The organism is Mariniphaga anaerophila (genome assembly GCF_900129025.1).
In the GTDB taxonomy this organism is placed as follows: domain Bacteria; phylum Bacteroidota; class Bacteroidia; order Bacteroidales; family Prolixibacteraceae; genus Mariniphaga; species Mariniphaga anaerophila.
In genome coordinates this window covers 1-13356 of the sequence record NZ_FQUM01000021.1, presented here as the reverse complement: position 1 = coordinate 13356, position 13356 = coordinate 1, and the positions used below count along the sequence as shown (strand labels likewise).

The 13356-nt window shown below is 34.2% G+C and carries 8 protein-coding genes; all 8 read left to right on the top strand.

What is annotated here, in order from left to right:
• Window positions 1-139 precede the first annotated feature (139 nt).
• The 8 genes from BUB08_RS20700 to BUB08_RS19470 all read left to right on the top strand — a co-directional run bounded on the left by BUB08_RS20700 (window position 140) and on the right by BUB08_RS19470 (window position 13095).
• Entirely contained in the window at window positions 140-271 is a 132-nt protein-coding gene (locus tag BUB08_RS20700; RefSeq protein ID WP_262493956.1) for a hypothetical protein, read from the top strand.
• A 447-nt stretch (window positions 272-718) separates the two neighbouring features.
• A complete protein-coding gene (locus tag BUB08_RS19500; protein ID WP_073003608.1) occupies window positions 719-1504 on the top strand; it encodes a DUF2971 domain-containing protein in 786 nt (261 codons plus the stop codon).
• 460 nt (window positions 1505-1964) lie between these two features.
• Complete coding sequence (locus BUB08_RS19495) at window positions 1965-2264, top strand: helix-turn-helix domain-containing protein (protein ID WP_073003607.1); 300 nt, start codon at window positions 1965-1967, stop codon at window positions 2262-2264.
• The gene (locus BUB08_RS19490; RefSeq protein ID WP_073003606.1) at window positions 2265-5624 is read left to right on the top strand and encodes a helicase-related protein; all 3360 of its coding nucleotides are present in this window, start codon (window positions 2265-2267) and stop codon (window positions 5622-5624) included. It abuts the gene before it with no gap.
• 2 nt (window positions 5625-5626) lie between these two features.
• Window positions 5627-9085, top strand: a complete 3459-nt coding sequence (locus tag BUB08_RS19485; protein ID WP_073003605.1) for an Eco57I restriction-modification methylase domain-containing protein — start codon at window positions 5627-5629, stop codon at window positions 9083-9085.
• Window positions 9085-10971, top strand: a complete 1887-nt coding sequence (locus BUB08_RS19480; RefSeq protein ID WP_073003604.1) for an AAA family ATPase — start codon at window positions 9085-9087, stop codon at window positions 10969-10971. Before BUB08_RS19485 ends, BUB08_RS19480 begins: the two co-directional genes overlap by 1 nt.
• Window positions 10972-11006: 35 nt before the next feature.
• A complete protein-coding gene (locus tag BUB08_RS19475; RefSeq protein WP_073003603.1) occupies window positions 11007-12257 on the top strand; it encodes a hypothetical protein in 1251 nt (416 codons plus the stop codon).
• Window positions 12258-12393: 136 nt separating this feature from the next.
• Window positions 12394-13095, top strand: coding sequence for a hypothetical protein (locus BUB08_RS19470; protein WP_073003602.1), 702 nt, complete (start codon window positions 12394-12396; stop codon window positions 13093-13095).
• Window positions 13096-13356: the final 261 nt, after the last annotated feature.

The following is a 13356-nucleotide window of genomic DNA, read 5'->3' as shown; positions in this document are numbered from 1 at the left end:
CGGTTTGCCATCCGCGGATTCTCGTTTCGATTTTCTTCGTCCTGCCGGACGGAAAATCTCTTCGGAATCCACTTCGCAACATGCACTTGACCGTTACCAGCGCATTTGAAAAAGGAGCCGATTAGCAAATAAAAACCTATTGCAAAAAGACAAAGTCAAGAAAGGAAAAGAGAAAAGACAAGCACAGGATTTCTGGAGAGTCAGCCAAATTTTGGAAAGAAAAGAAGAAAACAAAGAAAAGAGCAAAGCAGAACAGATTATTCCTCAATGACAAATGAAATGTAACTGAGGAAGCGGAGCTTTGAAAAAAGTGAAAGAATATCGAATTTTAGTTGCTCGGATTGGCTGGAAAATGAATAAATTTAGCTCAAAAATCGACAGACAATTAGTGAGCAGAAACAACCAAATACTGACTTCTCTTTTTTACAAAATAGAAAGACAAGGAAAAGGAAATAGAAAAAAGTAAATGACGGAGTGAAACAGCCCCAAAACAACATTTTACATCTTGACAAAACTGACAAGAAATAAAGACAAAAACGCGCTGTAACAATGTGCATATTGCATAGCGGGTTTTGGCGGTTTGCCAGCCACGGATTCTCGTTTCGATTTTCTTCGTCCTGCCGGACGGAAAATCTCTTCGGAATCCACTTCGCAACATGCACTTGACCGTTACCAGCAAGTGTGAAAATCGGCAATATCAACTATTTAAACTGAATAAATGCCAAAACTTAAACTAATAAAAGAGGAGAATTTGCCACAAGACAATGAATATCTTTGGAGATACTTCGATATACATAGACTGTTAAATTTTATTCAAAACAAACAAGTTCGATTCACTCGAATGGACCAGTTTGAGGATACGCTCGAAGGAATACCTTTTGAGACGCTTATAAAATTTACTCAAATGAGTAATGAGCCGACATTTAGTTTAGCCAATTTTATACTTAACCACGATAAGAACTCATTGCCTCTAAATTCTAAACTCTCAAATCGTATTGAGAAAATTTTACAAATCCAATCGAGTCACTATGTGTCTTGTTGGTTTTACGAGCAAAGAGAATCAATGGCAATGTGGAATTTGTACTCAAATCCAGATGGTGTTGCTTTAAAAATATCCTTTGGAAAATTAAAAGAACTCCTTGAACCAAATTCAGAAGAGCAGAACATTCAAGACTATTTTTGTGGGAAAGTTGAATATCAGGATTTTAGAAATAAGAATTTATATCCCGACAATGGATTGTCAAAATTAGGAAAAGTATCACTAAGAAAAGACGTTAGTTTCTCACACGAAAAAGAAATTCGATTTGTGATTAAGAAAAAAGACTCCTCAGATGAATTGAAATTAGGAATTGACTCTGAACCCTTAGATTTAGGAGAACTTGACATAAGAATTGTTTGTCATCCAAGAATGGTCAGTTGGAAAAGAAATAATATTAGACAATTATTGAGAAATATAAATCTCTTTAAAGCATATGAGCATTCAGAAATAAGACTAAGAAATTAAACTAAAAAAATGAAAACACCAGCTGGTAACAAATTGTATATGGCAGGCGGGGGTTTTAGCGGTCTGACAAGTCAGACCTCGTGCCCACTTTCCTGCGGGTCTGACAGGATTTCTTTTCGAAATCCCGCCCGACCACATACAAGTGACCGTTACCAGCAAGCGTAAAAAAGACGAAATCGACTAAAACCTGAAGAGTAAACCATTGTGAAAAGACAGGAAAGAAATGAAATATTGAAGAGACATAGAATCAGCCGACACACTTTGCCGACCCTTCTGTATTTTTTATTTTTCCCAACGCACATTTTTAATTTTTCTGCCTGCCCACATTTGGCACATTGGCAAGCCCCACAAGCCACCCTAAAAACCAAAGCTTGCCAAAGAGCCAAATTTTCCTTCCCGCTTAAGACCGAAAACAAGATATTTTGTATATTTGACAAAATTGTCCAAATAAATTAGTCAAATGGAACAAGAATCTTTTGGTGTATATATCAGACAGTTGAGGGAAGAAAATAATCTGCCCTTAAGAAAAGTTGCAGCGCAGCTTGACATTGACACCTCTACTCTAAGTAAGGTTGAGCGTGGAGAAAGACCTATTTCAATTGATTATTTAAAACCATTAAGTCAAATACTTAATAAAGATTACAAAGAGCTGCAAATAAAATTCCTGGTTGACAGCATTAATTCAAATTACGGAAAGTTAGAGTATTTGGTCGAAGGATTGGATGAAGTCATAAATCAATTAAAAAAGAAGAAACAATAAATGCCAACAAAGTTTTTTACAAATCAGGACGATAATAGTTTACTCAAAAAATTTGAGGGTGTATTTACTAACATTGAAAGTATCCGTCATTTCGATGCTTTGGTTGGCTATTTCAGGACTTCCGGCTACTTTAAAGTTCGTGCATTTCTTGACAAGATTCCTAAAATCAGGATATTGGTTGGAATCAATGTTGACAAGCTTATTAAAAAATATCACGACAAGGGACAGTTGTATCTTGAGAATCCTGATGAAACAAAAGCGGATTTCCTTGAAGAAATAATTAAAAACATTCAAGAAGCCAATTATGACGAAGTCACAGAAAAAGGAATTCTACAATTCATTGAAGATTTGGTTAGTGGCAAAATTGAATTGAGAGCACACCCAAAAAAGAAAATTCATGCGAAGGTTTATATTTTTCGACCTGCTTCATTTAATGAATATGCACCTTGTGAAGTTATCACTGGCTCATCAAATTTAACAGATGCCGGACTTGGTGCAAACCCTGAATCAAACTATGAATTTAATGTCAGCCTCCGAGAATATGAAGATGTGAAATTTGCCACCGATGAATTTGAAAGACTTTGGGCTGAATCAGTTCCAATTTTAAAAGCAGAAGCTGACAGGATTAAAAACCAAACCTATTTAAAAGATGATTTTACCCCGTTTGAGTTGTACATTAAAATGCTTATTGAGTATTTCGGCAAGCGAGTTGATTACGACCCATACAACATTGATTTACTACTTCCACCAAAATACATTCGTTTAAAATATCAATCGGATGCTGCCAATCAGGGCTACGCAATTATGATGAAGCATAATGGGTTTGTTTTGGCTGATGTTGTCGGTTTGGGAAAAACAATCATCGCCTGCATGATTATCAAAAAGTTCATATATGAAAATGGAACACATACGAAAATTTTAGTTGTTGTTCCTCCTGCTATTGAAGACAGTTGGAGACGAACTGTTATGGATTTTGAACTTGATAATCATTTTACCTTTATTACTCTTGGTAGTTTGCACAAAATTCTTGACAGGAACAATTACTCTTATCCAAATCCTGAGGAAATTGATTTAATTGCCGTTGATGAATCTCATAAATTCAGAAACGATTACACTGAAATGTATTTGGCATTGCAAGAGATTTGTAAAATGCCACGGTCAAGAGCAGCAGAAAATGGAGATTCGAGAAAGAAAGTAATTCTGATTTCAGCGACTCCGTTAAACAACAGACCGCAGGACATTGAAAATCAACTTTACCTTTTTCAGGACCGTAGAAACAGTACCCTTGAAAATATTAGAAACCTTCAGGAATATTTTAAACCAATTAACGAGCAATATAAAAAACTGGCTTATGAGAAAAAGCTGAACCTAAAAAAACTAAAAGCACTGTTTCAGAAACTTCGTGACGATGTTGTTGAACCTTTGGTTATCAGAAGGACAAGAACCGACATTGAAAGCAATAAAGAATATATGGAAGATTTAGACATTCAGGGAATTAAGTTCCCAAATGTTGGTGACCCAATTCCTCTTTATTATGAATTGGACGGAAAATTAAGCGGATTGTTTTTTGATACCGTTTCTCTTATTACAAATCTGGATGAAGAAGGAAATAAAGTTGATGGTTTAGGATATTACCGATACCGGGCAATTGAATTCCTGACCAAAGAGGAAGACAAAAAAATGTACGGTAATGTGGAATCCATTTCGGGAAGATTATCGGGAATAATGAAAACTCTTTTGGTTAAACGACTGGAAAGTAGTTTCTACGCTTTTACTCAATCATTATCAAGATTCCAGAAAGCCATCGACAATATGATTGGAATGTTTGATGACAACCGGATTTTTATTGCGCCTGACCTTGATATAAACAAACTATTGGAAGAAGGTTTAAGCTACGATGAAATTGAAGCTAAAATCAATGAGAAAGGCGGAAATAACAAAGAATATCAAAAAGATGCTTTTGATAAAAAATTTGTTGCCCTTCTCAAACAGGATAAAGAAAAGGTTGATGATTTAATTGAACGTTGGAAGAAAGTAAAAAGAGACCCAAAACTCATTGAATTTGCAAAACAAATTCAGGATGAATTTTTCCAACCGAAAAAGAATGTGAGCGGAAAACTAATTATATTCTCAGAATCGAAAGAAACAGCAGAGGAACTTACAGAAAAACTTGCCAAAATCACAAAGAAAAAAGTTCTTACAGTAAGTGCTGAAAATCGGAAACATGTTGAAAATACTATCAGGGATAATTTTGATGCAAACCTCGAAGAAGAAAAATGGCAGGATGATTATGATATTATCATTACCACCGAAGTTTTGGCTGAAGGAATAAACCTGCACAGAAGTAATTTGATTGTAAATTATGATGTACCCTGGAACTCGACACGTTTAATGCAACGAATCGGTCGTGTTAACCGAATTGGCTCAAAAGCTAATAGAATTTACGTGTACAATTATTATCCTTCTGCTCATGGCGATGCACAAATTCACCTTGTAAATAATGCTTTACGAAAACTACAGGCATTTCATACTGCTTTTGGTGAGGATAACAAAGTCTTTTCCATTCTCGAAGAAAAAGGTGAAGGCGCTTTGTTCGGAAATAAGATTCAAAAAGAGGAAAGTGAAATTCTTAAATATCTGAATGAACTTAGAGATTTCAGAAAGAAACACCCAAAACTGTTCAATGATATTTCCAAAATTCCAAATAAAGCAAGGTGTGGAAGAAAAGTACCGGAAGGCAGGCAACTAACATTGCTCGACACAGAAAACGGAGAAATGACCTATCCTTTGCAAACTACTTCTCTAACTTATTTAAAAAGTGAAAATCATCCTGGAATCTTTTGTTTGATAACTCCTGAAATGAATATTATTGAAATGAATTTTTTACAGGCAGTTAAAATATTCAAAGCTCCCGAAAATGAAAAAGCAATTGAACTGCACGACCTTCATCATAAACAAACATTAGCCGGATTGGAATATTTCAAATCAGAAAAAAATCAGGAAAATGTTCAGGCTGTTTCAAGGAAAAATCTAAGTCCTGCTGAAAACAAAGCAATTTCAAACGTCAACGCAATTATAAAAATTGCTCCAACCGAACAAAAAAGAATGTCTCTGATTCGGGTTTTGGATATCATAAAAAAAGGAACATTTGCATCAAAGGGTTTGCCTAAATCAATAAACGACTATTTCACTTCAAACGCCACATTGATTAAGGAACCTGACAAATTTATTGATAAGCTTTTCATTACGGTTCTCGATAGGTACGATTTGTCTTCGAATATTGAGGAGGGTCAACATTACGAAAAAGCAAACAGGGGTATAGTAAATCCACAAATTGTATTAACACAAAGTTTCAGTTAATTATGGCAGCTAACAGAATTCAATTACAAAATGCTTTGCACAAACCATACGACAGGGTTCTTTTTGCGCGGGAAGTATTAAATCCGGTTTTCAGTTCTGGTTTTAATCTGAGTTCAGGTTTAATTCCAGCCCCTGTTGCTCCCAATAAATCCGAATCGGCTGCCATTGATAGAGTTTGGATTTATGGAAATATTCTGTTAGATGATAGCACTGAGATTACTTGTTACGAAGTATTGTTGCAGCCTTCCGTAAGGATTGAACACAGTAAAGTTGCAATCCAACATTATATCCGTAAACTTCTTACTGCCGGACAAGCTGCATTAATCAATTTTGTTGCACCTTCAAACAAAAATGTCTGGAGGCTTACATTAGTTGCCAAAGACAGTGTTCTTACCGAAAAAGGTGTAAAAGAAAAAACTACCAATGCCAAACGATACACTTTTTTGTTAGGTCCGTCCGAAACCTGTAAAACTGCCGCTGAACGCTTTGAAGTGTTGAGTACTGAAAAGGAAATTACTTTTCAAACACTTGTAAATGCTTTTTCCGTTGAAAAACTCAGCAAAGCATTCTTTGATGAATATACCCTGCATTACCAAAATTTTTGCGATTACTTGCAGGAATCAAACTACCGGAAATCTGTTTTTAATATTTCTTTTCCTGCAAATGCAACCAAAGAGGAAAAGGACAAAGCCAGTAAACCAATCCGTGATTTTGTAAAAAAACTGCTCGGACGCATCGTGTTTCTATATTTTGTACAGAAAAAAGGTTGGTTGGGTGCAAGCAATACAAATTATTCAGATGGTTTGGGGGATTTTATTAAACGGCTATTCAAAGATTCTGGCGGGAACAACGCTTTTTACAGCAACTGGCTCACTGTCCTTTTCTTTAACACGCTTAATAAAGAACGAGCGAATGACGATTTTAAAATGCCTAATGGTAAAATTGTTAAAGTACCTTTTTTGAATGGTGGTTTATTTGATAAAGAAGAATTTGATGAACACTTACTCACTTTTAAATCAAAACTCTTCCATCATCCCGATTTTGAAGATGATATCCTGACCGCAAAAAGTAACGGTAACGCCCGTGGTTTTCTTGACTTTTTGGATTCTTTTAATTTTACAGTTTACGAAGACAGCCCTGATGACCACACTGTAGCCGTTGACCCGGAAATGCTTGGGCATATTTTCGAAAACCTATTGGAAGACAATAAAGACAAAGGAACTTTTTATACTCCAAAAGAAATTGTGTATTACATGTGCCAGGAAAGTTTAACAGAATACCTGTGCACTACATTACAAATAAAAGATGAAGTTGCAGAAAGGAAGTCGGTTAACAAGTTGCTGAAAGATAAAATTGTTGATGATGTACTAAAACCTGAAATTGCTGAACTTGAAAAAGCATTGGATAATGTTAAAATCTGCGACCCTGCCATTGGTTCAGGTGCTTTTCCGATGGGTTTATTACTTGAAATTTTCAGCATTAAAGAATTGATTGCCTACGAAACAGGTAAAGAATGGAAACCGGCTGAAACTAAGCTGAATATTATTCAAAACTCCATTTACGGGGTGGATATTGAAAAAGGCGCAGTGGATATTGCCCGACTGCGATTCTGGTTGAGCTTAGTAGTTGAAGAAGAAAAGCCAAAATCACTTCCAAACTTAGATTATAAAATAGTTGTGGGTGACAGTTTGATAAGCAAGTTTGATGGCAAAATTGTAGAAATTGATTGGGAGCGTAAGCAAAGTGTTGGAAAAGCTAATGAATACGTAAAAAACGTGCAGCGTTTATTGGTTGAAGTAGCCTTCAAACAGAAAAACTATTTTAATCCTAATAACAAGAACAAGCATAAGCTACAAGCTGAAATACGCAACTTGAAAATAGAATTACTTATAAACCAACTATCATTTAACAAAGAGCTATTTGTAAATAAATTTGTGCAAAAGGGTGGGTTTATGCCAACTTCAGCCGATATTAAGCACAATACAGAACGAGAAATTCAGATTAGAGATTTTGAAAATCTGATTAACCAACTTAGGAGCCTTCTAAAAAACTCTGATGTACCGTTTAATCACTTTAATTGGAAATTGGATTTTCCCGAAATACTTAATCCATTATTTCAAAATAGTAAAGGTGGTTTTGACATTGTAATAGCAAATCCTCCATTTGTTAGTATAGAGGGAATTGAATGGGATGACAGAAGATACTATGAAACTAAATATAAAACTGCAAAAGGAAGATTTGATTTATACTCGCTATTTATAGAAAAAGCACAAGAATTAAAACTTAAGGATGGTGTTTTTATTTACATAATTCCGGGTAAATTTTTAAATAACAAACAATTTGTTACTGCTCGAAAAATGCTTTGTGAAAATCAATCTGTATTAGTAGTAAAAATTGATGAGAAAGTATTTGAAAATGCACAGGTTGATAATGTAATTGTTGAAAACTACTCGACTAATGTTCAAACCTATAAAGCATTCAAGCTTTTAAGAAATGATTTTACGTTAGTATCAGAAACCAGTCTGTCAAATATATTGAAAGACAAGGAAGTAATCTTCAAAATTGAAATTAATGAAACTACTGAGTTATTACTTACTCAAATAGAAACTAATTCAAAAAGAATAAAAGAAATAGCAGAAGTTAAAGATGGTATTGTAGCTGGTGCAATTAAAGATGTGCTATTTATGAATTCTAAAAAAGACAAGGATAGTCATAAACTATATTTTGGAAAACAGCTAAATAGATACAGTCTAGCAGATACCAATGTTTGGGTCAACTACAAGCCTAATGAGATGATGCAATTAGAAGTAAAAAGAAAGGGAAATAAAAGACCAGGGCTTTGGATGAGAGATAAAAACATTTTTGAAAGGGAAAAAATCTTATATCGAAAAGTTGGAAAAGAAGTTATAGCAACATATGGCTTAAAAGGTATCTATTATGAGCAAACAATCCACAGTTGTCATATTTTAAATAAATCTATTCTTACAAAATATGTCCTTGCAATATTTAATTCAAATGTCATAAAGTACTATTATAGAAATACAAATTCACAAGGTGGAGACATTTTTCCGCAGGTACGTATTTCTTCAGTTGAAAAATTACCTATAAAAATTGTGAGCTTATCAATACAAAATGTACTTGTAACTCTTGTAGATTATGTTTTACTTCTTAAAAAAGTTGGAGCAGAAATCTCAATTTCCAATTATTTTGAAAGACTTATTGATGCCTCTGTTTACGAAATTTATTTTAGTGAATCAGTAAAATTGGCAAATGCTGAAGTCATAATTCATCTAAAGGATTTAAAGTCATTATCAAATGCAGACGATGAACTTTCAATTAGAAACGACTTTAATACAGTTAAACTTGCCTATAAAACACTGACAAATAAGCAGCACAAAGTTGATGCTGCATTATTAAAACTGAAAAATGTTAAAGAGGTACAACTGATTGAAGGTAAATAATGAAAAGAGTAACTAAGATTGAAATAAATAACTATCGGGCATTTTTTAATCAATATGCTATCGACTTACCACGAGGTGAGAATCTTCTTGTATACGGTGAAAACGGTAGTGGTAAAAGTTCTCTTTTTAAAGCACTCAGCAATTATTTAACTAGTTCGAGGGATTTGGCTTTTCCTTATGTTAAAAACAACTTTAGACCTGTTACTGATACTGGGGAGATTTCTCTGACTTTTGCCGATGCTGACCCCGCAACCCATTTGCCAATTGCAGGTTCTGAACAGACTCTAAATTTTGGTAGTAATGCATCAACCCACAACGTGAATTATGTGATGGATGCTGAATTAATTAAAGGATTTCTTGATTATCGTAGTCTGTTAGATGTTTATTACAAGAATGAGCCAAAGCCAAACTTGTTTAATCTAATTGTTTTAAAAATTCTTGGCAAGCAATACAATACGGCAAGAACTTACCGGTTTGGGGAGAAATGGAAACAACTTCAAGACGACCTTACAACCAATTCTTATACAAGACAAGATTGGACACATAGAAATGCGTTCGCTGAACTGCCTGCGTATGAAGCTGAGCTTAGGCAAAGTTTACGCAACATTTTTCGTTACCTGAATAATACTTTGCTTTCAACTTACTTCTCCGATTTGAATATTCAGCTAAGGTTTGAATTACAACCCATGACATTCAATTATGGCAATGGTAAATGGGATTGGAAAACAACAGCAGATTTAAGAATAAGTGTCATTCAAAATGGTGCTCCGGTTCCCGATGACTATAATAATTTTTTAAATGAAGCTCGTCTCTCTGCAGTTGCGGTTTGCATTTATTTGGCAGCATTGAAAACAAATCCGGAATTATTTGATTATAAAATTCTCTTTCTTGACGATGTATTTATTGGTCTTGATACAAGTAATCGCTTTCCGATTTTAGACATGCTTAAGGAAGAATTTAAAGAACATCAAATTTTTGTCACTACATATGACCGTCATCTTTTTGAATTGGCAAAAAGAAAATTTGAAATTGAAATTCCTGACAAATGGAAAATGTCAGAATTCTACGTTGACCATGCTATAATAGGAACGCAGCCTTTTGAAAAGCCTATTATTGTGGTTGGAGAAACCCATTATGAAAAAGCAGCAAAATTTTTGAACGACAGAGAAAAACCAGATTATCCGGCAGCATCGAATTATTTCAGAAAAGCATTGGAGGAGATAATTCAAACTTACACGCCAGCATACGAAAGGACAGATGCAGAGCATACCCAAATACCTGACCACAAACTCAATAAACTACTTGATGTTACAAAGAATTTTTTGCATAAAACTGGTAATACAGTAGAACATATAAATGCAATAGCTGGGATAATAACAGCGCTGCTTCACCCATTATCACATCATGAAATAAAAGCTCCAGTTTATAAGCGAGAACTTCAGATAGCACAAAACAGATTGCCGTTGCTTAAAGACCAACTTTTCGCAATTGACCATAACACTAACATTAGATGTATGCTTGAATTTAAAAAACCGCTTAGAATGAAGTTTACATTTAGTGCTGTTCATTTTTGCTATTATGAGTTATTGACTGAGGAAAATTTATTGAAAAGAAACAATGTTGCAGCTTTGCCGACTCCGTCATTGTGTAAATGTCGCGTATCACAGATAACTGAGCATAATGGAGCAACAGTAACTGGACCAACGTCAATACCAGCAGCATCTACCAGGTTCCATTATTTTTCACTTCAAAATGCTTATGATACAATTCATGCATTTTTAGTAACTCAAAATGGTGTATTTCATAAGGAAACAAATTATTTAGATGCAATTGAATGGCATAACGGAACAAATTGGGAATCCATCAACAATATTTTGCCATGGTAGGTAACTATAAAAATTACAAAGTAATTGAATTCTAGATGAAAACACTGGACTGGAAGCCAAAAGAACACATACCAAGAGCATTGTTAATTGGTCACGACCCGCGATTGCAAAATTCAGACACACAAGCGGAATATGTTTTATTTGCCAATTACTTTTTCGATAAAACCATCAAGGACAGGTCATTTAAAAGTAAATACGGTTTAGCTGAATCTGCTTTTAATCAGATTATCAATATCACAAACGGTAAAATCAAACCGGAAGAAATTTACATAACGAATCTTTGCAATTTTGCATTGCCACATGCACCAAAAGGTAAAACCGTTTACATCCCTAAGGAAAAGGCAATTACAGGAGTTGAAAACATAAAAAGGATAATTGAGGAAAACTCAAGCATTGAATACATTTTCCCAATGTCCCTTCAAGTAAATTACTGGCTGCAAAAGTTAGGATTGTACAATTCAAGTGATGAATTTATAGAAAAATCGACACCAAAAACCAATGGAAGACAGAATGAACCTCCGTTTTACGAACCAATAGGGAAAAGTCCATTTCTGATGATTTGTGGAAACAGGTATCAGGTTACCGGAGGAACACAAACTGTAATTCCCATTTTACACGCACTGGATTTAAAAGCTCAAAGTAGATTAAATGATTCTCAGGTTTTAATGGTAAAATTTCTTTTAAGAAAGAAAATACCAAATTATATAATTGCTGATTATTGCAATCTCACTCAACGAAATATTACTGAAATAAAGAATGGAAAAACATATACTCAAGTTGACTTCAAAGAACAAGTTTTTCAGGAATTAAATGACGATTTTAATTTTAAACAAATTGAATATATTAAGAAAAAACATCAGGAAAAAAGAAGAAGAATCAATAAAGAAAAAGCTCTTGTTGGAGAGTTAAATCCTTCATCAAAACTGACAAAAGAGAATGTTTTGCAAATAAGGAATATGATAATTAATGGGGGGGCTTTACAAGAAATTAGTGAAACATTTAATGTCACAATAGATTGTATTTCCAAAATAAAAAGTGGTGACAACTGGTCTCACTTAACTGGATTTAAAAAACAAAGAACAGGACTTTTAAGAGGTTCAAAACACCCGAATTTTAAGCATTCAAACAAAATAGTTCTAAAAATTATCGACTTGACAAATAAAGGATTGTCAACAAAAGAAATATGTAAAGAATTAACACTTGAAAAGACTTTTGTAAATAGAGTAAAAAGTGGAAAAATACGTTCTGAAATAACAGGAATAAAATCAGGCGTTAACACTTTGTAAATTGCATTGCGGTGTCGGTGCAGGTTGTCGCCTCGGATTCCCGCTTGATTGTCTTAGTCCTTGCGGACTGACAATCACCCGCAATCCGCAACGACAACTTACAATTTTCCGTTATACGCAACCTTGAAAAAAGACAATGGACAAAACTAACTGGATATATATTTCTGCACTTTTTAGCACAGCCTTTGGTTGGTTCTTAAACGAACTCGGACAATGGTTTAGAACTAAAAATGAGGACAAAAAAATTAAAAAAAGAATTTTATTCAATCTTTTAGAAACCAACTTTATTTTCAACAAGTTGGACAATTCTGCAATTGTCGACTTACTTTCTGAAAGAATATTACTTCGTATTCCTAAGCAAGAGCAATCCAACGAGGCTAAACAATATTTAATTCAATTATATTCAGGAGTAATTAAAGAAATTGCTCAAGACAACGTTTCTAATAGTTTAATAGAAATTGAGAATAACTATTCGAAAGCAGTTGAAGACTTAGCAACAATAGACCCAATTACTGCTTATCGACTTAATGGAAAGACTAAAATTCTTCAAACATTTGACATATTAGAAAACTACTATAACAAAATCAAACAACAATTTCCAGATGATAATGAACAAGTACAAAATTCATTTGAGATAGCTACTCAAACTATCGAGCCTGGTATTATTAAAGATGCAATTTCTGACCTTGAACTTGAAATTCGCGCAGTTGCTTTTTCCATAGACTTTAAAACTTGGTACGAAGTGAGACGAACCTTAAAAAAATCAAAGGACAGAGTAAAAAAAGATGGAATTAAGATGATTGACGAATTACTTGATAAACTAATCCCAAACTTCTAATGAATGAACAAAGAAATAAATATTAAAGAAAATAAAAAGGCAGCGTATAACAAATTGTATATGGCAGGCGGGGGTTTTAGCGGTCTGACAAGTCAGACCACTCGCCCACTTTCCTGCGGGTCTGACACGATTTCTTCCAGAAATCCCGCCCGACCACATACAAGTGACCGTTATAGGCAATGTTGAAATTCAAAAATGCAGTATAAGTAAAATTCAAAAACATGAGAAATATTATCTATCTTCTACTTTGCTCTTTATTTT